The sequence below is a fragment of the Kitasatospora sp. NPDC043949 genome, assembly GCF_056435365.1.
The window spans coordinates 1-24,750 of sequence record NZ_JBWKEQ010000060.1 but is presented as its reverse complement, the minus strand read 5'-3'; the positions used below and the strand labels follow the sequence as shown (position 1 = coordinate 24,750).

Here is a 24,750-nt window from a genome sequence, read left to right as displayed (position 1 = left end):
TCAGTCCCTCCCTGTCGGTGCGGTCCGGGTCGTCGGCCCGGCCGGTGTGTGCTGGTCGGCGGCCGGGCCCTCGGCCCGGTCCCGGGCCTCGCGGCGGGCCCTGGCGCGGGCCCGGACGGCGCTCTGGCGGCGTTCGCCGCGCGGCTCGGCGGTCCCGGCGGCGGCTCGGCCGTCCGGGGCGGCGCCCTCGGTGAGGCCGGCCGCGAACTCGGCGATGGTGGGCCGCCCGAAGACGTCCACCAGCCGGACCGGCCGCTCCAGGCGGCGGGCCAGCTCCAGCTGGAGCCGGGCGGCCAGCAGCGAGTCGCCGCCGGCCTCGAAGAAGTTGGTGTGCCGGCCGACCGGGCCGCCGCCCAGCAACTGGCGCCAGGCGTCGGCGACGAGCTGCTCGACCCCGGCCAGCGGGGCAGCGTCGGCGGGCCGGGCGGCGGCCCCGGGCAGCGGCAGCCGGGCCCGGTCGCGCTTGTTGGTGCGCGTCCTGGGCAGCGCGTCCAGCAGCAGCACGGTGTCCGGTACGACCGCGGCCGGGAGCCGCTCGGCCAGGTGCGCCCGCAGCTCGGCGCCGGTGACCCCGGGCGCCGCGACGGCGTAGCCGACCAGTCGGCGGGCCCCGCCCTGGCCGTGCGCGGCGGCGGCCGCTTCGCGGACCCCGGGGTGCAGCTCCAGCAGCGCCTCGATCTCCTCCAGCTCGATCCGGTTGCCGCGGATCTTCAGCTGGCTGCCGATCCGGCCGACGAACGCCAGCTCGCCGTCCGGGAGGCGGCGGCCCAGGTCCCCGGTGCGGTACAGCTGGCCCCCGGCCTGCCAGGGGTCGGCGACGTACGCCCGGGCGCTCTCCTCGGGCCTGCGGTGGTACGAGCCGGCCAGGAAGTCGCTGCGCAGGTGGATCTCGCCGACCACGCCGACCGGGCAGAGCCGGCCCCGGCGGTCCAGGACCACCGCCTCGCGGCCCGGGATCGGGCTGCCGATCGGTACCCCGGCCGGGAACTCCTCGCCCGGCGCCAGCTCGCGGTGCGTCGCCAGCACGCACTCGGTGGGCCCGTAGAGGTTGTGCAGCCGCGGCCGGTCGGGGCGGTGCGCCCAGGCGGCGGCCAGGGCCACCGGGAGCACCTCGCCGGCCATCAGCACGTGGGCGAGGTCCGGCAGGTGCGATCCGGTGGCGTCCAGCGCCTCGGTGACCAGTTGGAAGAAGGCCGGGACGGTCTGGATCTGGGTGATCCGCTCGGCCCGCAGCCACCCGGCCACCGCGAGCGGGTCGCGGCGCAGCCCCTGCGGCGGCAGGCAGAGCACCGCGCCCGAGCAGAGCGCGGCGAACACCTCGGTGTACGCGGCGTCGTAGGTGAACGGGGCCCACTGGGCGATCCGGCTGTCCGACCGGATGCCGAAGTGCTCGCGCTGCCAGTGGGCGAACTGGGCGAGCGCCGCGTGCGGCAGGGCGATGCCCTTGGGCGTGCCGGTGGAGCCGGAGGTGTAGACCAGGCAGAGCGGGTCGCCGGGGCCGGCGGGTGAGGCGGCCGGGGCGGGGCCCGCGGGCTCGTCGGCGGCCGGTACCCGCGGGTCGACGGCCTCGACCGGGACGTCGGCGAAGTGCCCGACGCCTTCCCGCAGTTCGGGGTGCAGGGCGAGCGTGCTCTCGGCGGCCAGCAGGCACACCGGTTCGGCGTCGGCCAGCAGCGCGGTCAGGCGGGCGTCCGGGTCGGCCGGGTCGAGCACCGCGAAGGCGGCCCCGGTCTTGGCGACGCCGAGGATCGCGGCGCTCTGCACCGGGCCGGCGGGCAGCAGCACCGAGACGAACCGGCCGGGGGCGGCGCCGCGCTCCAGCAGCCGGGACGCGATCCGGTCGCTCCAGACGTCGAGCTGCCGGTAGCCGACCGTCACGCCCTCGGCCCGGATCGCGGGGGCGTCCGGACGGGCGGTGGCCCGGGCCCGGAACAGCTCGGACACCGAGACGGCGTGCCCGGCGCGCGCCTCGCCCGCGGGGCGGGCCGGGCGCGGGGCGGGCAGAGCGGGGTCGGTGAGCTCGACGGCGTCGAGGGGGGCCTGCGGCGAGGCCAGGGCGGCCCGCAGCAGGACGTGGAAGTGCCGGGCGAAGCGGTCCGCGAACTGCGGGCCGAAGCGGTCCGTGGCGTACTCCAGGGCGCCGGCGATCCGGTCGGCGCGCTCGTCCAGGGCCAGGGTCAGGTCGTACTTGGCCGCCCCGGTGGGGACCTGGCGCAGCACGCCGGCGGCCGCGCCCAGCCGGACGTCGGCCGGCGGCGCGTCCTGGAACACCAGCGAGGCCTGGACCAGGGTCGGGCGGCCCGGGTCGCGGGGCAGGCCGAGGCCGGCCACCAGCCGGTCGAAGGCGACCAGCGGACGGCCGAGGTCGCCCGCCAGCGCCCGCCCGGTGCGGGCGGCGAGTTCGGCGAAGGACGGCGCCCCGGCCAGGTCCACGCGCACCGGCAGGGTGTTGGCCAACGAGCCGACCAGCGACTCCAGTTCGGGCCGGTCGCGGTTGGCGACGGGCACGCCCACCAGCACGTCGTCGCTGCCCGCGTAGCGGCCCAGCAGCGCCGCGTACACGGCGAGCAGCAGGGTGAAGGGCGTGGTGCGCAGCCGGGCGGCGCCCTCGCGCAGCGCGGCCGTCAGCTCCGGGGCGAGCGCCACCGGCAGGGTCTCGCCGGCTCCCGTCGGCCGCGCCCGGGTCGGTGCGTCGGCGGGCAGGTCGAGCACGCCGGGGTGCCCGTCGAGCCGCTTCAGCCAGTACTCCAGGTGTTCCTGGCGCAGCCTCAGGCCCGCCTCGTCGGCGCAGTCGGCCGCGTAGCCGGCGACGTCCAGGTCGAGCGCGGGCGGCGGCTCGGCCAGCCCGAGGCGGGCGGCGTACAGCGCGGCCAGCTCGCGCACGGCCACGCCGATCGACCAGCCGTCGACCGCGAGGTGGTGCGCGGTGCACAGCAGCACCGAGCGCTCGGGGCCGGTGCGCACCAGGGTGAGCCGCAGCGGCGGCTCACCGGCCAAGTCGAAGGGGCGCACCGCCTCCGCCCGGGCCAGCTCGGGCACCTCCTCGGGCGCCGCGTCCAGGACGGCCAGGGCCGGTGCGGCGGGCGGCGCGAGGACCAGCACCGGGCCGTCCTCGCGCAGCTCGCAGCGGGCGGCCAGCACCGGGTGCCGGGCGGTCAGGTCGCCGAGTGCCCCGGTCAGGGCCGCCTCGTCCACCGGGCCGGTCAGGTCGAGCGCGGCCGGCAGGTGGTAGGCGGGCGAGTCGGGGGCCAGGCGGTGCAGCAGCCACAACTGGCGCTGCTGGTCGGTCATCGGGACGGCGTCCGGGGCCGGCCCGGCCGTCCGGACGGCGGGCGCCGGGGCGGCGGGCCGCACCCGCGCCAGGGAGGCGGGGGTGGGGTCGGTGTAGAACTCGGCGAGCGAGGGCGCGGCGCCGAAGCGGGCCCGGACCCGGCCGAGCAGCCGGGTCGCGGCGATGGAGTTGCCGCCGGCGGCGAAGAAGTCGTCGGTGGTGCCGACCCGCTCGGGCGGCAGGCCCAGGACCTCCGCCCAGAGCGCGACGGCGGCCCGCTCGGCCTCGGTGACCGGTGCGCTGCGCCGGGCGGCGGAGAGCTCCCCGGCGCGCAGCAGCAGCGCCGGCCGGTCCACCTTGCCGCTGGTGTTGAGCGGCAGCGCGGGCAGCGGGGCGATCACCCCGGGGACGGCGGCGGCGGGCAGCCGCTCGCGCAGGTGCCGGCGCAGGCGGTCGGGCAGTCCGTCGTCCCCGGTGCGGGCGGTGACGAAGGCGACCAGCCGGGGCCCGGCGGGCTGCCCCCGGTCCACGACCACCGCCGCCTGGCGGACCTCGGGGTGGGCGGCGAGCAGGGACTCCACCTCGCCGACCTCGATGCGGTGACCGAGGATCTTCACCTGCTGGTCGGCCCGGCCGAGCACGACGATCCGGCCGTCCGGCAGGTGGCGGGCCAGGTCGCCGGTGCGGTAGACGGTGCCGCCGGCCGGGTCGACCGGGTCGGCGACGAAGGCGGCGGCGGTCAGCTCCGGGCGGTTGCGGTACCCGGCGCTGACGCCGGCCCCGCCGATCACCAGCTCGCCGACGGCCCCGCGCGGCACCGGCCGCAGCCGCCGGTCCAGGACGTAGCAGACGGTGCCGGCCACCGGGCGCCCCACCGTGACGCCCTCGCCGGGCAGCACCCGCCCGACGGTGGACCAGATGGTCGTCTCGGTCGGCCCGTACAGGTTCCACAGCCCGGCGCAGCGAGCCAGCAGCCGATCCGCGAGGTCGGCGTCCAGGGCCTCGCCGCCGCACAGCGCCCGCAGCCCGGGCCGGCCCGCCCAGCCGCCGTCCAGCAGCCCGCGCCAGAGCGAGGGGGTGGCCTGCATGACGGTGGCGCCGCTGCGCTCCAGCAGCGCGCCCAGCGCCTCGGCGTCGCGGACGCTCTCGCGCGGGGCGACCACGACCCGGCCGCCGGCCAGCAGCGGGGCGAACAGCTCCAGGACGGAGATGTCGAAGGTGATCGAGGTGACGGCGAGCAGGGTGTCGTCGGCCCGCAGGCCCGGCTCGACGCGGACCACGCTGTGCAGCAGGTTGGCGACGCAGCCGTGCGGCACCGCCACGCCCTTGGGCAGCCCGGTGGAGCCCGAGGTGTACATCAGGTACGCGAGGTCCTCGGGGCCGGCGCCGGGCAGCGGCTGCCCGGTCCCGGCGTCCGGGCCCTCGTCGAGCAGCGCGGCCGGGTCGGCGGCGGGCAGCCCCTCGGCGGGGTCGCCGATCAGCAGGCGGGCGCCGCTGTCGGCGAGCACGTGCTCGGCCCGCGCGGCGGGCATGGCCTCGTCCAGCGGGACCAGCACGGCCCCGGCCCGCCAGATGCCGACGATCAGCGGCACCAGCTGCGCGCCGCGCTCGACGCGCAGGGCCACCCGGTCGCCGGGCGCCACGCCGTACCGGGCCACCAGCCGGCGGGCGACCAGGTCGGCGGCCGCGTCGGCCGCGGCCCGGTTGAACGCGCGGCCGGGTGACTCGACGGCCGGTGCGGCGCCGTCCTGCCGGGCGAGTTCGCGCAGCGCCTCGGGCACGGTGGCCCAGGCGCGCTCGGCGTCGGGCGCCCGGTTGAAATCCACCAGGACGCGCCGGCGCCGGCCTTCGGAGAGCACCGGAAGCTCGGCCAGCGGCCGGTCCGGGTCGGCTGCGGCGGCCTCCAGCAGGCACAGCAGCGAGTCCGCGAAGTCGGCCGCCGTCTCGGGGGCGAGCAGCGCCGTGCGGTACTCCAGCGTCGCGTCCAGCGCGCCCGAGGGGCGCGGGCGCAGGAAGAAGGTCAGGTCGTACTTGGCCGTGCCGCTGTGCGAGGGCGCCGGGGCGGTGGTGACGCCGGGCAGCTCCAGGGTGGTGGTGGGGCCGCTGTGGAAGGAGTACATCAGCTGGAACAGCGGCGTGCGCCCGCCCGCGGCCCGGCCCAGCCGCTCCAGGACCAGGTCGAAGGGGGTGTCGCGGTGGCGCAGGTCGGCCTTCAGGTGCCGGCGGGTGCGGGCCAGGGCCTGCCGGAAGCTCGGCTCGCCGCCGAGGTCGCTGCGGTGGGCGACGAGGTTGAGCAGCGGTCCGACCACGCCGGCGAGGGCGGTGCGGCCGCGGGTCGCCACCGGCATGCCGACCACCAGGTCGTCCTGGCCCGTCCAGCGGGCGGCGGTGGCGCAGAAGGCGGTGAGCAGCACGGTGGACAGGCTGGCCAGTTCGCCCCGGCCGAAGGCGCTGAGCCGGGCGGCCAGTTCGGCGGGGACGGTGAAGTGGTGCAGCGCGCCGGCCGCCGGGTCACCGCCGGGGCCGACGTCGGACGGCAGGTCGGCGGTGGGCAGTTCGCCGCCCAGCCGGGTCTGCCAGTGATCGATTCCGCCGGCGTGGCTGGTGTCGCTGTCGTCGCCGCGCTGCCAGGCGGCGAAGTCGCCGAAGTCGGGTCCGGCGGCCGGTTCCTGGGCCGGGTCCGGGGCCTCGCCGCCGAGTTCGGCGGCGTAGCAGGCGGCCAGCGACTCCAGGAAGACGCCGAAGCCCCAGGCGTCGACCACGATGTGGTGGGCGGTGAACAGCAGCAGCGAGCGGCCGCCGCCCAGCAGGAACAGCTGGGTGCGCATCAGCGGGGGCCGGGCCAGGTCGAAGGGCACGGCCACGGCGCGGGCGGTGAACTCGGCGAGCCGGTCCGCGCGCTCGCCCTCGGGGACGCCGGTCAGGTCGACGGTCTCGACGGCGGGGCGGACCAGGTCGGCGAACAGCTGCCACGGCTCGCCCGCCCCGTCGGCGGCGACGGCGCAGCGCACCACCTCGTGCCGCCGGGCGACGGCGGCCAGCGCCCGTTCCAGGGCGGCCACGTCCAGCGGGCCGCTGACGTGGAAGGCGGCGCTCTCGTTGTGCAGGGCGGTGCCGGGCAGCACCTGCTCGGCCCGCCAGATGGACCGCTGGGCGTAGGACAGCGGCGCGCGGGCGCGGTCGCCGCGCAGCGGCAGGGAGGTGTCGCGGCTCATCGGCGGCCGCCCTCCGGCGAGGCGTCCGCGCGGCCGGCGGCGACGGCCGCGGCCAGCCCGGCGACGGTCGGGTCGCCGACGTACACCCGCAGCGGCACCTCGACGCCGAAGCGGGTGCGCAGTCCGTCCAGCAGGCGGGCGATGCCCAGCGAGTCCCCGCCGAGCAGGGCGAAGTCGTCGTGCCGGCCGACGGCGGGCACGTGCAGCAGCTCGCGCCACAGCTCGGCGATGCCGGCCTCCAGGCCGTCCAGCGGCTGTTCGCCGGTGCGCCCGGCCAGGGCGGCGGCCGGGCTGGGCAGCGCCCGCCGGTCGGCCTTGCCGCTGAGGGTGCGCGGGATCGCGGCGAGCCGCAGGTACAGGGCGGGGCGGGCGGGGGCGGGCAGGCCCTCGGCGGCGTGCGCGCGCAGTTCCTCGTCGGTGGCGCCGTCGGCGACCAGGTAGGCGCAGAGCACCGGTTCGCCGTCGGCCTCCTCGACCAGGGCGGCGCAGACGTCCGCCACCGCGGGGTGGCGGCGCAGCAGGTCCTCGATCTCGCCGAGTTCGACCCGGGCGCCGTTCACCTTGACCTGCTGGTCGCGGCGGCCCAGGACCTCCAGGGTGCCGTCGGCGCCGAGGCGGCCGAGGTCGCCGGTGCGGTACCGGTCCGGTGCGGCGAAGCCGCCGGCCGCGTCGCCCAGGTAGCCGCGCAGCGGGAACGGGGTGCGGATCTCGATCTCGCCGATCGCGTCCACCACCGGGCGTCCGCCGAACAGCACCGCGATCTCGACCCCGGGCATCGGGTGGCCGGCCGGGACGGTCTCGGCCTCGGCGTCCTCGGCGGTGAGCCGGCGGAAGACCTTGGTCATGGTGGTCTCGGACGGCCCGTAGAGGTTGACCAGTTCCTTGCCGTCCCCGAACAGGGCCCGCCACCAGGCGATGTCGGCGGGGCGGACCGGCTCCCCGGCCATCAGCACGCTGCGCAGCCGCGGCAGGGAGTCGGCGGCCAGCCCGGCGGCGCGCAGGGTGCGGAACACGGTGGGCACGCAGTGCAGCAGGTCGACCTGCTGCTCGGTCAGCCAGCGGGCCAGGGCCGCGCCGACGGGGATGGCGCCGGGCGCCGGGAGCACGGCGGTGCCGCCGGCGCACAGCGGGACGAGGGCGTCGCGCAGGAAGGCGTCGAAGCCGGGGGAGGTGAGCATGGAGATCCGGGTGCCCGGGGCGATGCCGAACTCGGCGATCTCCCAGTCCAGGAAGTGCGCGACCGCCTCGAAGCTGCCCCGGATGCCCTTGGGGCGGCCGGTGGTGCCCGAGGTGAAGTAGACGTAGCCGGCGTCGGGGCCGCTGATGCCGGTCCAGTCGTCGGCCGCCCAGGGCAGCGGGGTGATCGACTCGGCGGCGAGCAGCGGCAGTTCGCCCTGTCCGGCGACGGCCAGGTGCTGCCCGGCGACGGTCGGGCCCGGCCCGGCGGCGGCCAGCGCGGAGCGGCCGGCGGCGTCGGCGAGCACGGTGCCCGGCCGGAGGTCCTCCAGCAGGGCCGTCCAGCGGGCGGCGGGCTGGCGGGTGTCCACCGGGGCGAACGGGCGGCCGGTGGCGGCGCAGGCGAGGATCGCCGCGACCACCGGGACGGGGTCCGCGCAGGCAACCAGGACCGGGCCGGTGCCGGTGGCGAGGCGGTCGCGCAGGCCGGCGGCCAGCCCGGCCAGCTCCTGGTGGCTCCAGACCCGCTCGGCGGTGGCGAGGGCGGGGGCGGCGGCTCGGCGCTCGACCTGGTCGGCCCAGCGGTCGAGGATGCTCGTGTGGCTCACAACTCTCCGTTCATGATCCGGTGGGCCACGACCGTCAGCGGGTCGAGGGAGGGCAGGGCCTCGCTCAGACCGGCGTCCTCGATCGCCCTGGTGACCAGGTGCAGCTCGGTGCAGGCGGCGACGAAGGCCCGCACGCCGTAGCGGGGCAGGGTCTCGCGCAGGAAGTCGATGGTGCGGGCCGGGTCCTCGCCGCGCTTGAGGCGGTGGATCTCCCGGTGCAGCGCCTCCTGGTCCGGTGGGCGCAGCGCCACCAGCTGGCCAGCGGCCCGGGCCCCGGCGGCGCCCGAGGTGAGGATGCCGGCCCGGGCGGTGCCGGAGGAGCAGAGCAGCAGGTGCGGTTCGCCGGCCGCGGCCAGTTCCTCGTGCACCACGTCGACCAGCGAGACGCAGCGCGCCGCGAGGTCGGCCGGCAGGTCGCCGAGCACGTGGTGGGCGGTGATGCAGGCGATCACCACGCGTTCCGCGCCGGCGGCCAGCAGGCCGCGCAGCGAGGACTCCACGGCGCGGCGCAGCTCGTCGAGTTCGCCGCTGCCGATGGCCTCGGTGCGGTCCACCACGGCCGGGTCGGACCAGAGCAGCACCCGGGGGGTGTCCTGCTCGGGGTGGAGCCGGCAGGCCCGGTAGACGGTGCGCAGCAGTTCGACGGAGGCCAGCGGGCCCATGCCGCCGACCACCCCGACCAGCGGGTGGCGCGGGCGGGTGCCGGGGTCGGCGATCGGCCCGGCGGCTGTGGCGGTCATCCCAGGCACGGCAGATCGAACTCCTCGACGAAGAGGGCGAAGGTCGCGACGAGCATCAGGTAGTCGGTGTCCAGGTGGGCGTGCACCTGCTGGCCGTCGCCGCGCTGACGCTGCGTCAGGGCGGCGACGGTGTCCGGGTCGAAGTAGCCCTGGCGGCGGACGGTCGCGGGGGAGACCAGCTCCTCGAACCAGTCGGCGCCGGTGCTCAGCAGGTGGCTGCTGGTCTGGCCGCGGAATCCGTACTTCTGCCGGCTGAGCACCTCGCCGGGCACCAGCCCCTCGGCCGCCCGGCGCAGCACGGCCTTCTCCCGGCCGTGGGCGAGCATCAACTCCGGTGGCAGCGTGGTGGCGTGGTCGACCACCGCGTTCGCCAGGAAGGGGAAGCGCAGCTCGACGCCGTTGGCCAGGGCCATCCGGTCGCCGTGGTCGCCGAGCAGGTGGTCGGCGAGCCGCAGGTGGTAGTCGAGGTAGGAGCGCTGGTGCAGCGGGTGGCGCCCGGACAGCCGCTCGGGGTCGACCAGGCGCTGGTTGGTGACGGAGAACTCGTCCAGCCCGTAAGCCAGGTCCTCGGCGTACAGCTCGCGGCGGAACTCCTGGGCGGGCAGCTGGTCCTGCTCGTAGCCGAGGTCGACGCCCCACATCCGTTCGCGGATCTCGCGCTCCAGCCGGGCGTCCAGGCCGGTGAGCCGGCTGCCGCCGAGCCCGGTGGCGTCGAAGCGGTAGCCGGGGTAGCCGCCGAACAGCTCGTCGGCGCCCTCGCCGCTGAGCGCGCCGACCGTCCCGGCGGCGCGGACGGCCTCGGACAGCGCCAGCGAGCAGACGTTGTACGACTCGCGCACGGGTGCCTCGGCGTGGCGCACCATCGCGGTGATCCGCTCGGCCACCTCGTGCTCGCCGACCGGGACTTCGTGGTGCTCGGTGCCCAGCTTGGCGGCGACCAGCCGCTGGTGCGGGCCCTCGTCGAAGTCGCGGCCGGGGAAGGTGACGGAGAAGCTGGGCCAGGCGTGGCCGGGCCGGGCCCGGGCCATCAGGGCGCCGATCAGGCTGGAGTCGAGGCCGCCGCTGAGGTACATGCCGATCGGCACGTCCGCGAGCAGCCGGCTGCGCACGGCCCCGTCGAGCAGTTCGGCGGTGCGGTGGGCGTACCGCTCCAGCTCCCGGTCCAGGGCCTCGGGGGCCACCGGGTCGAGGTCGGCGGCGAGCGGGAAGTCGAGGTCCCAGTACCGTTCGGTGCGCACGCCGGAGCGGTCGGCGATCAGCCGCTCGCCGGGGCGCAGGGCGCTGATGCCCTCGAACATGGTGCGCGGGCTGACCAGTCCGGGCAGCGTCAGCACCTGGTCGAGGCCGCGCAGGTCGACCCGGGCGCTGACGGCCGGGTGGCGCAGGATCGCCTTGATCTCGGAGGCGAAGATCAGCTGGCCGTCGGCGACGGTGTAGAAGAGCGGGACGATGCCGGCCCGGTCGCGGGCGAGCAGCAGCCGCTGTGCGGTCCCGTCGTGCAGCGCGAAGCCGAACTGGCCGTCCAGGTGGGCCGTCAGGTCCTCGCCGTACTCGCGGTACAGGTGGAGCAGCACCTCGGTGTCGTTCTCGGTGCGGAACCGGTGGCCGCGGCGGCTCAGCGCGGTGCGCAGCTCGCGGTGGTTGTAGATCTCGCCGTTGCAGACCGAGACCAGGGTGCCGTCCTCGGTGCGGTGCGGCTGGTTGCCGCCGGCGAGGTCGTTCAGGGCCAGCCGGCGAAAGCCCAGGCACAGGCCGTCCGTGGCGTAGTGGCCGTCGTCGTCGGGGCCGCGGTGCACCAGGCACGCCGTCATCTCCCGGACCACGGCGGCATCGGCCGGGCGACCGCCGCCCAGGACGAATACGCCGGTTATTCCGCACATTCTGTCCGCCCTCTCCCGTCGTGCGTTCGGAACTCGTCGTCGGAACTCGCCGATCGAAATACTCTGGAAATATCCGAAAGAAACCCGGACGAGGAGCACCGTAACAGAGCTCGGTGTTCCGGGAAAGACTCAAGATCCTTATGCGCCAACCAACTATTTCAGGGCACAACTGAGCTGCGGCATCGCCCGGTTGGACCTTCTCGGGGCATGCCGGAATACGGGCTGGACCAACCCGTGAATTACCGCATAAAGTCGTGCGGGAGGCCTGTTCAGGCTTCGCGTAATTGACTGGGGAAGAAAAAGGAGCAGCGATGACCGGTTCGTCCGCCGTACAGCACGACGAGGTGGCCCGATGGACGCCGTGGCACCGGGACGCCGCGCCGAACGGGCGGTCCGGGCCCGTGCGCGTCTACTGCCTGCCGCACGCCGGCGGCTCCGCGAGCGCCTACCTGCCGTGGGCCCGGTCCGGCGAGCAGCCGGGCCTGACGATCGTTCCGGTGGAACTGGCGGGCCGGGGCACCCGCCTCGCCGAGCCGCCGTCGGCCGTCATGGACGAGGTCGTCGACGGCCTGCTCGCCCTGCTGGCGAGCCGCCCGGCGGACGAACCGTTCATCCTCTTCGGCCACAGCATGGGCGCCCGGATCGCCTACGAGACGACCCGCCGGCTCGCCGCCGAGGCGCGGCCGCTGCCGCTGTCCCTCGTGGTCTCCGGCGGCCGGGCGCCCGGCACGCCGGACGTCACCCGGCTGCACGGACTCACCGACGACGAACTCCTGGAGCGCATCGTCGGCCTCGGCGGGACCCCGGCCGAGGTGCTGGAGTTCGCCGACCTGATGCAGATGATCCTGCCGGTGCTCCGGGCCGACGTCACCCTGCTGGGCGAGTACAACGACCGGATCCGGCCGACCGTGCTGCCCTGCCCGGTGCTGGCGCTCGGCGGCGCCGACGACCTGATGGCCGGACCGGAGTGGATCACCGGCTGGCGGTCCACCACGGCGGCCGGCTTCCGCCACCGCATCCTGCCGGGCGACCACTTCTTCCTGCACCAGCAGCGGGCCGAGGTGCTCGCGGAGCTCGCGGCGCAGGCCCGGGCGTGCCTGGACACCGCGGACGGCCCCCAGGAGGGCCGGGCGCCGGGCGCCTGACCCCGGCCGCCCGGTTCCGTACGACGGGGCCGGGCGGCGGGTGGCGGTCCGTCCGGAACGCTCCGGACGGACCGTCATCGCCGGCCCTCGTCGGCCCGTCGCAGGACGGCGGCGACGACCCGGGCGATCTCGTCGATCGGCCCGGCGTCGGCGAGGTCCAGGTGCCGGGCGGCGAGCGGGTGGTCGGCCACCGGCCCGGTGGTGTGGGCCGACCAGACGGCCACCGTCTGCTGCGGCCGGTGGTCGCCGGTCGCGGTGAAGGTGGTCAGCGGCGCGTCGAGCACCCCCGGGGTCCACGCCGCCATCAGCCCGGCGTGGTAGCGGCAGGAGTCGAGGAACACCGCCAGCTCGTCCTCGTCGCGCGGCGCGGCCTCGCGCAGCGCCACGGCCAGCCGGTCGAGGAGTTCCGAGGGCTTGGGCCGCCACTGCTGCGCCAGGACGGCCGCGACCTCGGCGGCGGGCGCGCCCGTCGCCGTCAGCAGCTCGGCCAGCACGGCGGTGTCGGTGACCTCCCCGGCGTCCGGCGGCGCCGGATGGCTGTCCAGCAGCGCGACCAGGTCGACCTGCTCGCCCTGCTCGCGCAGCAGCACGCCGATCTGGTGCGCGACCAGCCCGCCGAAGGACCAGCCGAGCACCCGGTAGGGGCCGTGCGGCTGGACGGCGCGCATCCGCGCCAGGTACTCCCGCGCCAGGCCGTCCACGTCGGCCGGCCGCTCCCCGCCGCCGACCGTGCCGATGCCCTGGAAGGCGTAGACCGGCTGGTCCGGGTCGAGCCCGCGCAGCAGGCCGATGAAGCCGAGGCCGTCGCCCGTCACCGGATGGACGCAGAACAGCGGTGCCCGGCCGCCCGCGGCCCGCAGCGCCAGCAGCGGTTCGAAGGGGGCGTCGGCGCGCCCGGGCCGCTGCCCGGTCAGCCGCTGCGCCAGCGCGGCCGGGGTCGGCGCCTCGAACAGCGTCTTCACGGGCAGGTCGACGCCGAACTCCGCGTGGATGCGCTCGACCAGCCGGATCAGCAGCAGCGAGTGGCCGCCGAGCAGGAAGAAGTCGTCCTCCGGGCCGACCGCGGGCACGCCCAGCAGCTCGGCGAAGACCGCGACCAGCGTGCGTTCGGCCGGCGTGCGCGGCTCCCGGGCCCGGCTCTCGACGTGGGTCTGCGGCTCGGGCAGCGCCCGGCGGTCCAGCTTGCCGTTGGCCGTCACCGGGAGCGCGCCGAGCAGCACGTAGGCGGTGGGCACCATGTGGTCGGGCAGGTGGCCGCGCAGGTGGGCGCGCAGCGTGGCGGCCGTGGGCGGCTGCGCGGCGCCGTCCGGCACCACGTACGCGACCAGCCGTACGGCGCCGGCCCGGTCCTCGCGCACGGCGACGGCGCAGGCCGTGACCGCCGGGTGCTCGCCGAGCCGGGTCTCGATCTCGCCGAGCTCGATCCGGTGGCCGCGCAGCTTCACCTGGCTGTCCACCCGGCCCAGGTACTCCACCACGCCGTCGGGGCGGTGGCGGGCCAGGTCGCCCGTGCGGTACATCCGGGTGCCCGGCGCGCCGTGCGGGTCCGCGACGAAGCGCTCGGCGGTGAGCGCCGAGCGGCCGAGGTAGCCGTACGCGAGCTGCTCGCCGGTCAGGTAGAACTCGCCCGGCACGCCCGGCGGGACGGGGTTGAGGGCGGTGTCCAGGACGTAGCCGCCGGAGTTCCAGACCGGCCGCCCGATCGGCACCGGGTGCGCCTGCTCGTCCGCCGGGCCGCACTCCCAGGCCGTCACCTCCACGGTGGCCTCGGTGGGCCCGTAGAGGTTGTCCAGCCGGACGCCCGGGAGCACCTGCCGGAACCGGCGCACGGTGGCCGCGGGCAGCGCCTCGCCGCTGGCCACGACCAGGCGCAGCCCGGTGCACTCGGCGGCCCGCGGGTGCTGGAGGAAGACGTCCAGCATGGACGGCACGAACTGGGCGACGCTCACGCCCTCGCGCTGGATCAGCTCCGCCAGGTAGGCCGGGTCGCGGTGCCCGTCGGGCTTCGCCAGCACCAGGGTGGCGCCGGTGATCAGCGGCCAGAAGAACTCCCACAGCGAGATGTCGAAGCTGGCCGAGGTCTTCTGCAGGACGCCGTCCCGGGCGCCGAGCCGGTACTCCTCCTGGCCCCAGCGCAGCCGGTTGGCGATGGCGTGGTGCGGGACGAGCACGCCCTTCGGCCGCCCGGTCGAGCCCGAGGTGTAGATCACGTAGGCCGGGTCCCCGGGGCCGGGGGCGGTCGGCGTGACGCCCTCGGGCGCCGGCAGGTCCTCCGGTGACAGGCACGGCACGCCCTCGGCGGGGCGCAGCGCGGCGGCCTGCTCCGGGGCGGCGATCACCGCGGCCGGGCGGGCGTCCGCCAGCATGTACGCGAGCCGGTCGGCCGGGTAGTCCGGGTCCAGCGGCAGGTAGGCGCCGCCGGCGCGGTGGACGGCGCACAGCGCCACCACGAGCTCCACCGAGCGGGGCACGGCCACCGCGACCCGGCTGCCCGGGCGGACGCCGACCGCGGCGAGCCGGCGGGCCAGCGCGTCGATCCGGCGGTCCAGCTCGGCCGGGCCGAGTTCCCGGCCCTCGAACACCAGGGCGGGGGTGTCGGACGGCGCGGCGAGCCCTGCCGACACCAGGGCGGCCAGCGTGGTCGGCGCCAGCTCCCGCCGCTCGCCGGCGGAGCGCTCCAGCAGCCGAGGCCGCTCGCCCTCGGCGGACAGTTCGAGCCGGGAGATCGGCCGCTCGGGGTCGGCCGCGGCCGCGCCGAGCAGCCGCGTCAGGTAGCCGGCGATCGCCTCGACCGTGGCCCGGTCGAACAGGTCGGCGCGGTACTCGACGGCGCCGGTCAGCTCGTCGTCCGGGCCGGCGGGCGTGCCCAGGGTGACGGTGAGGTCGAACTTGGCCGGCGCCGGGCCGGCGGTGAGCAACTCGCTGTCGAGGCCGGGGATCTCCACGGCGGCGCCCGCCTGCTCCATCACCAGGGCGACCTGGAAGAGCGGGTGGCGGCCGGGGGAGCGCTCCGGGTTGACCAGCTCGACGATCCGCTCGAACGGCAGGTCCTGGTGGGCGTAGGCGGCGAGGTCGGCGTCCTTGACGCGGCGCAGCAGCTCCCGGAAGCCCGGGTCCCCGTCGGTGTCGGTGCGCAGCACCAGCGTGTTGACGAAGAAGCCGACCAGGTCGTCCAGGGCCTCGTCGGTGCGCCCGGCGATCGGGGTGCCGATCGGCAGGTCGGTGCCCGCGCCGAGGCGGGTGAGCAGCGCCGCCAGACCGGCCTGGACGGCCATGAAGAGGCTGGCGCCGTCGGCCCGGGCGAGCTCCGCCAGGGCGCGGTGGTCCGCGCCGCTCAGCCGCAGCGGCACCCGGCCGGCCTCCTGGCCGGTCTCGGCGGTGCGCCGCCGGTCCACCGGCAGCGCGATCTCCTCGGGCAGGCCGGCCAGCGCCCCGCTCCAGTACTGCCACTGCCGGGCGGCGGTGCTGCCCGGGTCCTCGTCGTCCCCGAGCAGGGTGAGCTGCCACTGGGTGTAGTCGGCGTACTGGACGGGCAGGGCGGTCCACTCGGGGGCCCGGCCGGCCGTCCGGGCCTGGTAGGCGGCGCCCAGGTCGCGGGCGAGCGGGCCCATCGACCAGCCGTCGCAGGCGATGTGGTGGACCGTCAGCAGCAGGACGTGCCGCTCGGGGGCGAGGGCGAAGAGGTGGGCGCGCAGCGGTGGCTCCGACGCGAGGTCGAAGGGCTGGGCGGCGGCGGTGCGCAGGGCCTCGGCCAGGCCCTCCTCGGTCACCGTGGCGGCGCCGGAGTGCCGTAGCAGCGGCGGGAGTTGCTCCGGGGCGAGGATCCGCTGGTGGGGAGCCGCGTCCTCGCCGCGGGGGAGCGGGAAGACGGTGCGCAGGGCCTCGTGGCGCGCGGCGCAGTCGTGCAGCGCGGCGGCGAGGGCGTCCCGGTCCAGGGCGCCGGTCAGGCGCAGGGCCAGCGGGATGTGGTACGCGTCGCTGTGCGGGTCCAGCTGCTGGAGGAACCAGAGCCGGCGCTGGGCGTGCGAGAGCGGGATCCGCTCGGGGCGGGCGGCGGCCGTCAGCGCCGGGCGACATCGCCCGGCGTCCACCGCGCGGGCGAGCCCGGCGGCCGTCGGGCTCTCGAAGACCGCCCGGATGGGCAGTTCGGCACCCAGGGCGGTGCGCACCCGGCTGACCAGCCGGGTGGCGAGCAGGGAGTGGCCGCCGAGCGCGAAGAAGTCGTCGTCGGGGCCGACCTCGGCCACGCCGAGGACCTCGGCGAGCAGCGCGCACAGCGCGGCCTCGCGGGCGTCCCGGGGGGCCCGGGAGCGGCCGGTGGCGGCCCGCAGCCCGGGCTCGGGAAGAGCGGAACCGTCCAGCTTCCCGCTGGAGTTGAGCGGGAGCCGGGCCAGGACGGCGTAGGCCGCCGGGATCATGTAGTCGGGCAGCTGCCCGGCCAGCAGCTCGCGCACCTCGGCGAGGTCGGGGGCGTTCCCGTCCTCGGTCACCAGGTAGGCGGCGAGGTGGCGCTCCTCGGCGCCGGCGCCCCGGGCCAGGACGGCGGCCTGCACGATCGCGGGGTGGCGCAGCAGCACCGCCTCGATCTCGCCGGGCTCGATCCGGAAGCCGCGGATCTTGATCTGCCCGTCGGCCCGGCCGAGGTACTCCACCTGGCCGTCGCGGCGCATCCGGGCGAGGTCGCCGGTGCGGTACATCCGGGCGCCGGGCGGGCCGTACGGGTCGGCGACGAAGCGCTCGGCGGTCAGGGCGGGGCGGCGCAGGTAGCCGCGGGCCAGGTGCGGCCCGGACAGGTAGAGCTCGCCGGGCACGCCGAGCGGGACGGGGCGCAGCAGGTCGTCCAGCAGGTACGCCCGGGTGTTGTCGAGCGGGCGGCCGATGACGGGGGTGCGGCTGTCCGCCAGGGAGCAGGCGAGCGCGTCGACGGTGCACTCGGTCGGGCCGTAGTAGTTGAACACCGCGACGTCCGGCAGGGCGGAGAGTTCGGTCCACAGCGCCGGCCCGACGGCCTCGCCGCCCAGCATCAGCACGGCCGGGCGGTGGTGGCCCTCGGCGAAGAGGCCGGCGGCGGTGAGCGCCGGGACGTACGTCGGGGTGAGGTCCAGGAAGTCGAGGCGCTCCCGGCGGACGTAGCCGACCAGGGCCTGCGGGTCGAGCCGGACCTCGTCGCTCAGCAGGTGCAGCGGGTGGCCCTCCAGCAGCCAGAACAGCGGCTCCCAGGCGGTGTCGAAGGTGATCGAGGCGACCAGGCCGAGCTGGAGCCGCCGGCCCTGCGGGCCGCCGGACGGGCGGACCATGCGGGTGCGGTGGTGGTGCATCAGGCTGCTGAGGCCGCCGTGCGGGATCACCACGCCCTTGGGCACGCCGGTCGAGCCGGAGGTGTGGATGACGTAGGCCGGGTCGTCCGGGCCGGTGGGGCCGGTGCGGTCGGCGTCCGTCAGGTTCCCGCCGGGGTGGGCGGCGACGGCGGCCCGCGCCCCGGGCTCGTCCAGCACCAGGACGGGCGCGCCGTCCGGCAGCCGGCCGGCGTCGGCGGCCGTGGCGAGCACGCAGACCGGGGCGGCGTCGGCGAGGATGCCGGCCAGCCGCTCGCGCGGCATGGCGGGGCTGACCGGTACGTAGGCGGCGCCCGACTTGATGACGGCGAGCAGCGCGATCAGCAGGTCGGTGGTGCGCGGCAGCGCCAGGACGACGTAGCGCTCGGGGCCGGCCCCGCGCCGCACGAGCTCCCGGGCGAGCCGGTTGGCGCGCTCGTTGACCTCGGCGAAGGTGAACCGGCCGTCCTCGGCGACGAGGGCCGTGACCTCGCCCTCCAGGGCGGCGCGCTCCTCGAAGGCGCCGTGGTACGTCACCGCGGGGGCGCCGTGCTGGGTCGCGGTGAGGGCGCCGTCGTGCGTCATCGTGGCGGTACCGTCGTGCGGCACCGCGGGGGCGTCGTCGTGCGGCACCGCGGGGAAGGGCAGGGCGGGCCCGTGGGCGCGCTCGAACAGGTCGAGCCGCTCCTCGGCGCCGAGCAGGTCGTACTCGCCGATCCGCTGGTCCGGGTCGGCGGCGGCCGCGGCGAGCAGCCGGCCGAGCCGGGCGGTCAGGGCCTCGGCGCCCGCGCGGGTGAACAGGTCGGTGCTGTACTCGACGAAGCAGCCGAGCCCGGCCGGGGCGCCGTCGGCGTCGTGCACCTCGCGCATGTTGAAGGACAGGTCGAACTTCGCTCCGCCCGGGCCCGCCTCGGCGATCTCGGTCTCGATGCCGGGCAGCGCGAGGGAGGCCTCGGGGGTGTTCTGGAAGGCCAGCATCACCTGGAACAGCGGGTGCCAGCCCAGCGAGCGGTGCGGGTTGAGCGCGGTGATCAGCCGCTCGAACGGGAACTCCTGGTGGGCGAAGCCCTGGAGGTCGGTGCGGCGCACCCGCTTGAGCAGCTCGCGGAAGGTCGGGTCACCGGAGGTGTCCAGGCGCAGGACCAGCGGGTTGACGAAGTAGCCGACCACGTCGTCGTAGCGCTCGTCGGTGCGGCCCGCGATCGGGCTGGCGATCGGGATGTCCGTACCGGCCCCCGACCGGGTCAGCACCGTCGCCAGCGCCGCCTGGAGCACCATGAACATGCTGACCCGGCAGGAGCGGGACAGCGCCAGCAGCTCGCGGTGCAGCTCGGCCGGGAGGTCCCACGGGAAGTACTCGCCCCGGTGCGACATCGCGGCGGGGCGGGGGTGGTCGGTGGGCAGCTCCAGGAAGTCCGGCAGGCCCGCCAACGCCTGGCGCCAGTAGGCGAGTTGCCGCCCGCCCTGGCCCTGCGGGTCGTCCAGGTCGCCGAGGTTCGCGTGCTGGCGCACGGCGTACTCGGCGTACGTGCCGGGCAGCGGGGACCAGACGGGCGCCCGGCCCTGGCTGCGGGCCAGGTAGGCGGTGCTCAGGTCGCGGGCCAGCGGGGCCAGCGACCAGCCGTCGCCGGCGATGTGGTGCAGCACCATGAGCACCACGTGCTGCTGCGGGCCGAGCACGAACAGGTGCACCCGCAGCGGGGCCTCGGCCTCCAGGTCGAAGACGTGCCCGGCCCCGGCCTCGATCAGGGCGGGCAGCTCCTCCTCGGTGACGGGCACCACGGTGAGGACCGGCGGCAGCTCGGCCATCGCCAGCACGTGCTGGCGCGGCACGCCGTCGCGCTCGGGGAAGACGGTACGCAGGGCCGCGTGCCGCTCCACCACGTCGGCGAGGGCGCACCGCAGCGCCTCGTGGTCGACCGGGCCGGTCAGCCGCAGCGCCACCGGGACGTTGTACGAGGCGTCGCCGCCTTGGAGGCGGTCGTTGAACCAGAGCGCCAACTGTGCGTACGACAGCGGTGTCTCCGCGGGCAGGCTGTGTTCGCCCAGCACGGGGCATCCCTCCAGGTGGAACCGCCCCGCCGGCCGGGTGGGTCGGGCGGGCCGGACGGTGGTTTCCGGTGGCTCTTGGCCGTTGTGGGCCCCGGCCGTGGTGAGCCGTGGTGAGTTGCGGCCACGGTGAGTCGCGGGGCGTCGTGGGCCCCGGGGCCGTCGGGGGCCGCGGCCGTGGTGAGTTCAGGCCGTGGCGAGCCCCGCCGTTGTGATGAGCGGGCCGTGGTGATGAGCGGGCCGTGGTGATCTGCGGACCGCGGTGATTCACGGACCGTGGTGGTGTGCGGGCCGCCGGGGGTCCCGGGGCCGTCGCGGGCCCCCGGCCGTGGTGGCCTCCGGGGGTCCTTGTGGGCTCCGGGGCCGCGGGGGCCCGCCGACGTCCCTCGGCGGGGGGGGGTACCGGCTACCGCGCTGTGCGGGCGGGAGTCACGCGGTCCAGCGGTAGGTCATGTCCGGCTCGTTCTCCTCGTTGCGGCTGCCGTCGTTGGTGTCCACCACGACGAAGCCGTGCCGCTCGTAGAAGGCGCGCGCCTCGGTGTTCTTCTGGAAGACGTGCAGCGAGAGCTCCTGCGGGCTGGCCGACTTGACGGCCTCCAGCAGCACGGTCCCGATGCCGCGGCGGCGCACCTCGGGGCGCAGGTAGAGGTGGTCGAGCAGGTTGCCGTCGAGCGAGGCGAAGCCCAGCACGGCCCCGGTCCCGGCCTCCTCGGCCAGCCACACCCGGGTGTCCGGGAGCACGACGTGGGTGATCCAGCTCAGGGTGGCCTCGTCACTGTGCAGACGGGGCAGGTACGGCATGGTCGCGGTGCGGGAGGCCAGGAAGACCTCGGTGACGACACCGGCGTCCTCGGCTACCGCGGCCCGCAGGCGGACGTTCGCGGTGAGCGGTCCGTCGGACTGCATCCACATCTCCTCGGTCAGGTGTGTGAAGGGGCGGTGGTGCCGCGGGTGACGACCGAAGGAGGAATACGTGATCGGCACCCGTCGCACACCGACGCTACGGTCGCGAACTACGGGCGATGGAGCCGAATTTCCCCCCGGATGGGCCGACATAGTGCGTCCCGGCGGCATTGATCTTCGAGCAACCTAACACCTGGTCATGGACAGGGGAACCCCCGAAAGCAGGTTCCTGACAAGTCGATTCTGCGGTTAGATGATCGCGCGGGCCCGGCCCCCGGGGAGCGAGGATTTCGGCGCACCGGGCGGTGACATTCCCCGACTTCCCTTGTACCTTCCCCGACGCCGAACTTCCCCTGGCTTCGCCCGACTTCCTCCGCCTTCCCCTCGTCTTCCCCCGCACATCCCCTGCACATCCCCTGCGCTTCTCCTGCCTTCCCCGACTCCCCGAAAGGAGCGCCCGCGTGGACACTCCTGCCGTCCGAATCAGCGGCGCGGTCAAGACGTTCGGTGCCACCACCGCGGTGGGCGGCCTGGACCTGGAAGTGCCGCCCGGCATGTTCCTGGGCCTGCTCGGGCCCAACGGCGCGGGCAAGTCCACCACCATGCGGATGCTCACCGGGCAGACCCGCGCGGACGCGGGCACCGTGGAGGTGTTCGGGCACCGGATGCCGGAGGACTCCCGCCGCGCCCGCTCCCTGGTCGGCGTCGTCCCGCAGCACGACAACATCGACCCCGAACTGACGGTGCGCCAGAATCTCGACGTCTTCGTCCGGTTCACGGCCCTGCCGCGCGAGCGCTACCGTGAGGCGGTCGACCAGGCGCTGGCCGCCGTCCGGCTGACCGACCGCGCGAACACCCGCGCCGACGCGCTCTCCGGCGGCATGCGCCGACGGGTCCTACTGGCCCGGGGCATCGTCAACAACCCGCGGCTGCTGCTCATGGACGAGCCCACCGTGGGCCTGGACCCGCAGATCCGGCAGGACCTGTGGGACGTCATCGACGGGATGCGCGAGAGCGGCACCACGGTGGTCATGTCGACCCACTACATCGAAGAGGCGGAACGGCTCGCCGACGAGGTGGCCGTGGTGACCGGCGGCCGGGTGATCGCCCGGGGCACCCCCGCCGAACTGCTGCGCGCGCACGCGGGCGCGCAGGCCGCCGAGTACCGGGGCGACGCGGCCCGGCGCGAACTCGTCGAGGCCGAGGCCGCCCGGGCCGGACTGCCCAGCCGGCGGACCGGGCCGGCGGTCTCCGTCCTGCGCGCCGAGACGATCTCCGCGCAGCTGCGCGAGCGTCTCGGACCGCCGGACGTGCTGCGCCCGACCTCCCTGGAGGACGTGTTCGTCGCGCTGACCGGAGAGCTGTTCGGCTGAGCCCGGGCCGGCCGCTCCCTCGCCCCCCTGGCCCACCGGCCGCCTGCCCGCCCGCCTGCTCGCCCCCACAGAGAGGACACCCGATGACCACGGCGACGCCCATGCCCCGCACCGAGGCCCAGACCGGTCCCGCCCCAGGCCTCCCGCCCGCCCTGTGGCCGACCATGCGGGCGGTGTGGCTGCGCGAACTGCTGCTCTTCCGCCGCTACTGGCCCGCCATCACCTTCGGCTCGCTGATCGAGCCGCTGGTCTACATGACCGGGTTCGGCATCGGCTTCAGCCGGCTGATCGACTCGGTCCAGGGGCACCCGTACCCGCAGTTCGTCGGCGTCGGCATGGTGGTCACCTCGGTGCTCTTCGCCTCGGCCTTCGCCGGGATGTTCGAGAGCTTCAACCGCCGCAAGTACCAGAAGATCTACGACGCCGTCCTGTGCCAGCCCGTCGACGTCTGGGAACTGGTCACGGCCGAGGCGTCCTGGATCGCCGTCAAGTCCTCCGTCTACGGCACCGCGCCGCTGCTGGTCTGCCTCGCCATCGGCCTGCCGCCGGGGCCGGAGCTGCTGCTGGTGCCGCTGGTGGCGCTGGTCTCCGGCTTCGCCTTCGCCCTGCTCGGCATGTGGGTGTCCTGCCTGGTGCCGGCGATCGACTGGCTGCGGCTCGTGGTGTCCGGCGTGCTCACACCGCTGGTGATGGCCGCGGGCGTGTTCTTCCCGCTGGACGGGCTGCCCGACTGGGTCCAGGGGGTGGCGGCCGTCAACCCGATCTACCACTGCACGCAGCTGGTGCGCCACGCCGCCTTCGGGACGCTCGGGGCGGGCGACGCCCTGCACGGGGCCGTCCTGGCCGCATTCGCCGTCCTCGCCTGGTTCCTGGCCGTCCGCGGGATGCGCCGCCGGCTCGTCGACTGAACGGCTCCCGGACCTTCCCGGACCTCCGGAGCAACACGAACACCACGCAGCACACAGCACGCAGCACGCAGCACGCAGACCGAGGAGAACCACCCCGATGACAGCCCGCGTCGCAAGCCAGCGCCGTTTCCTGATGTGCCGGCCCAGCCACTTCGGCGTCAGCTACTCCATCAACCCCTGGATGCACCCGGAAAAGCCGGTCGACGGCGCACTCGCGCTCGCCCAGTGGACCAGGCTGCGCGACCTCTACCGCGAACTCGGCCACACCGTCGAGGAGATCGACCCGCTGCCCGGACTGCCCGACATGGTCTTCGCGGCCAACGGCGCGACCGTGGTCGACGGGAAGGTCCTGGGCGCGCGCTTCCGCCACGCCGAGCGCACGGCCGAGGGCCCGGCCTACCTGTCCTGGTTCCGCGAGCAGGGCTGGTCCGAACTGCTGTGGCCCGAGCACATCAACGAGGGCGAGGGCGACTACCTGCTGGCCGGCCGTCGGCTGCTGGCCGGCACGGGCTTCCGCACCGACCCGAGGTCGCACGCCGAGGCCCAGGAGTTCTTCGGCGTCCCCGTGACCAGCCTGACCCTGGTCGACCCGGAGTTCTACCACCTGGACACGGCGCTCGCCGTCCTCTCCGACGACGAGATCATGTACTACCCGGAGGCCTTCACCCCCGGCAGCCGGGCGGTACTGCGCGAACTGTTCCCGGACGCCATCCAGGCGACCGCCGAGGACGCCGCCGTCTTCGGCCTCAACGCGCTCTCCGACGGCCGCCACGTCCTGCTCCCCGAGTCGGCCACCCACCTGATCGGCGAACTGCGCCGACGCGGCTTCGAGCCGATCGGCGTGGACCTCACCGAACTCCTCAAGGCGGGCGGCAGCGTCAAGTGCTGCACCCTGGAACTGCGCGGCCGCTGACCACACCGGCAAGCTCACCGGTTTTCACCAAGCACGAGAGGACGACGTGGTGACGAATCCCTTCGACGACCCCGACGCCGACTACCTGGTCCTGGTCAACGGAGAGGGCCAGCACTCACTCTGGCCCGCCTTCGCCGCCGTGCCCGAGGGCTGGAGGACGGTGTTCGGCGCGGCGCGTCGGCAGGCCTGCCTCGACCACATCGAGCAGACCTGGCCCGACATCCGCCCCCGAACCCTGACCCACGACTGACCGCCGCCCCGCCCCGCTGCCCCACGGGATGGCAGAGTTCCTGCTGAGGCCGCTGCGCGACGAGTTCGACGAATCGGCCGATCAGGAAGCGTGCTTGGCGCTGCCGGAGGGGCCCCGGGAGTGGCCGGCCGCGCCCGGTTGAGAACCTTTGGGGTGGGACGTTGTACACGGAGAGGCCGGTCAGGGAATCGGCGCGGGTGATGTGGGAGCACAAGGCGCTGCTGCTCCTGCCCGGGATCGCCGGCGTGGTGCTCGCCGGGTTGGTCGGGGCGCTCGCCTTGGGGGTGACGGGGCTGTGGTCGGGGGCCGTCCTGGGGAACGTGGCCTTGGTGGTGGTCGCGATCCTCGTCGTGGCGGTCTGCGCCACGTTCTTCAACGCGGTGCTGGTCGTCGCGGCGGATGACGCGATGCAGGGGCGGGCGGTCGGGATCGGGGCCTGCTACGGGCGGGCGCTGCGGCGGCTGCCGGCGATCGTGGTGTGGGCACTGGTCGGGGTGGTGGTGATCTTCTTCGGGTCGCTGCTGCTGGTCGGGCTCTCGTGGGCGATGGCCTCCTACCTGGTACTGCCGGCGATGATGATCGACGGCATCGGGGTCCGTGAGGCGATGCGGACTTCCCGGCAGGCGTTCCGGGCCCGCGGCGGGGACACCGCGCGCAGTTCGACCTGGATCGCTCTGCCCGTCTTGTTGTCCTTCCTTCCGTCGGTGGCGGTCTTCGGCCTGGGCCTCACGGCGGTCGACCGGGTCTTCGGGGTGCTCGCCATGGCGGGCGCTGCCCTTTGGCTGGCGGTCGCCGTGACGGTGACGGCGAGCCTGTCCGGGGTGTTCCGGGTGCGCCATTACCGCGAGTTGACGGGACGATCGGCCACGGCCCCAACGCTTCCCGCGCTGCACGTTTCGCCGGTGGAGTAGCGGGGGGGGGGGGGGGGGGGGGGGGGGGGGGGGGGGGGGGGGGGGGGGGGGGGGGGGGGGGGGGGGGGGGGGGGGGGGGGGGGGGGGGGGGGG

11 protein-coding genes and 1 pseudogene are annotated in these 24,750 nt (G+C 75.8%); 6 read left to right on the top strand and 6 right to left on the bottom strand.

All coding sequences use genetic code 11. The features are described 5' to 3' along the window. From AC07AL_RS33280 to asnB, 4 genes are read right to left on the bottom strand one after another with little or no spacing between them, the layout of a single operon-like run. Positions 1 to 6,486, bottom strand: a complete 6,486-nt coding sequence (locus tag AC07AL_RS33280) for an amino acid adenylation domain-containing protein (RefSeq protein ID WP_478319231.1) — start codon at positions 6,484 to 6,486, stop codon at positions 1 to 3. Further along, the gene (locus AC07AL_RS33275) at positions 6,483 to 8,270 is read right to left on the bottom strand and encodes a non-ribosomal peptide synthetase (protein ID WP_478319230.1); all 1,788 of its coding nucleotides are present in this window, start codon (positions 8,268 to 8,270) and stop codon (positions 6,483 to 6,485) included. The genes AC07AL_RS33280 and AC07AL_RS33275 overlap by 4 nt, the downstream gene beginning before the upstream one ends. After that, on the bottom strand, positions 8,267 to 9,010 hold the full coding sequence (locus tag AC07AL_RS33270; protein WP_331745473.1) for an aspartate/glutamate racemase family protein: 744 nt from the start codon (positions 9,008 to 9,010) through the stop codon (positions 8,267 to 8,269). Before AC07AL_RS33270 ends, AC07AL_RS33275 begins: the two co-directional genes overlap by 4 nt. Beyond that, on the bottom strand, positions 9,007 to 10,890 hold the full coding sequence (gene asnB, locus AC07AL_RS33265; protein ID WP_363585488.1) for an asparagine synthase (glutamine-hydrolyzing): 1,884 nt from the start codon (positions 10,888 to 10,890) through the stop codon (positions 9,007 to 9,009). The genes AC07AL_RS33270 and asnB overlap by 4 nt, the downstream gene beginning before the upstream one ends. 311 nt (positions 10,891 to 11,201) lie before the next feature. On the opposite strand from asnB, the gene AC07AL_RS33260 reads away from it, so the two are divergent. Beyond that, a complete protein-coding gene (locus AC07AL_RS33260; protein WP_380377381.1) occupies positions 11,202 to 12,035 on the top strand; it encodes a thioesterase II family protein in 834 nt (277 codons plus the stop codon). Positions 12,036 to 12,109: 74 nt separating this feature from the next. Here the strand turns inward: AC07AL_RS33260 and AC07AL_RS33255 are convergent, their stop codons facing one another. Together AC07AL_RS33255 and AC07AL_RS33250 are read right to left on the bottom strand one after the other, a co-directional pair. Then, a complete protein-coding gene (locus AC07AL_RS33255; protein ID WP_478319229.1) occupies positions 12,110 to 19,402 on the bottom strand; it encodes an amino acid adenylation domain-containing protein in 7,293 nt (2,430 codons plus the stop codon). Between the two features lie 426 nt (positions 19,403 to 19,828). Next, entirely contained in the window at positions 19,829 to 20,305 is a 477-nt protein-coding gene (locus tag AC07AL_RS33250; RefSeq protein WP_363585491.1) for a GNAT family N-acetyltransferase, read from the bottom strand. 458 nt (positions 20,306 to 20,763) lie between these two features. Here AC07AL_RS33250 and AC07AL_RS33245 point away from each other — a divergent pair, with 458 nt between their 5' ends. The 5 genes and pseudogenes from AC07AL_RS33245 (at position 20,764) to AC07AL_RS33225 (ending at position 24,657) form a co-directional block, all read left to right on the top strand. Beyond that, positions 20,764 to 21,675, top strand: a complete 912-nt coding sequence (locus tag AC07AL_RS33245) for an ABC transporter ATP-binding protein (protein WP_363375621.1) — start codon at positions 20,764 to 20,766, stop codon at positions 21,673 to 21,675. An 83-nt stretch (positions 21,676 to 21,758) separates the two neighbouring features. After that, the gene (locus AC07AL_RS33240) at positions 21,759 to 22,583 is read left to right on the top strand and encodes an ABC transporter permease (RefSeq protein WP_363624229.1); all 825 of its coding nucleotides are present in this window, start codon (positions 21,759 to 21,761) and stop codon (positions 22,581 to 22,583) included. Next, a pseudogene (gene ddaH, locus AC07AL_RS33235) lies at positions 22,579 to 23,496 on the top strand (dimethylargininase); the annotation flags it as partial. The gene AC07AL_RS33240 and the pseudogene ddaH, both read left to right, overlap by 5 nt. Positions 23,497 to 23,545: 49 nt before the next feature. After that, on the top strand, positions 23,546 to 23,746 hold the full coding sequence (locus AC07AL_RS33230; protein WP_478319228.1) for an MbtH family protein: 201 nt from the start codon (positions 23,546 to 23,548) through the stop codon (positions 23,744 to 23,746). 200 nt (positions 23,747 to 23,946) lie between these two features. Further along, positions 23,947 to 24,657, top strand: a complete 711-nt coding sequence (locus AC07AL_RS33225; RefSeq protein WP_478319227.1) for a hypothetical protein — start codon at positions 23,947 to 23,949, stop codon at positions 24,655 to 24,657. Positions 24,658 to 24,750: the final 93 nt, after the last annotated feature.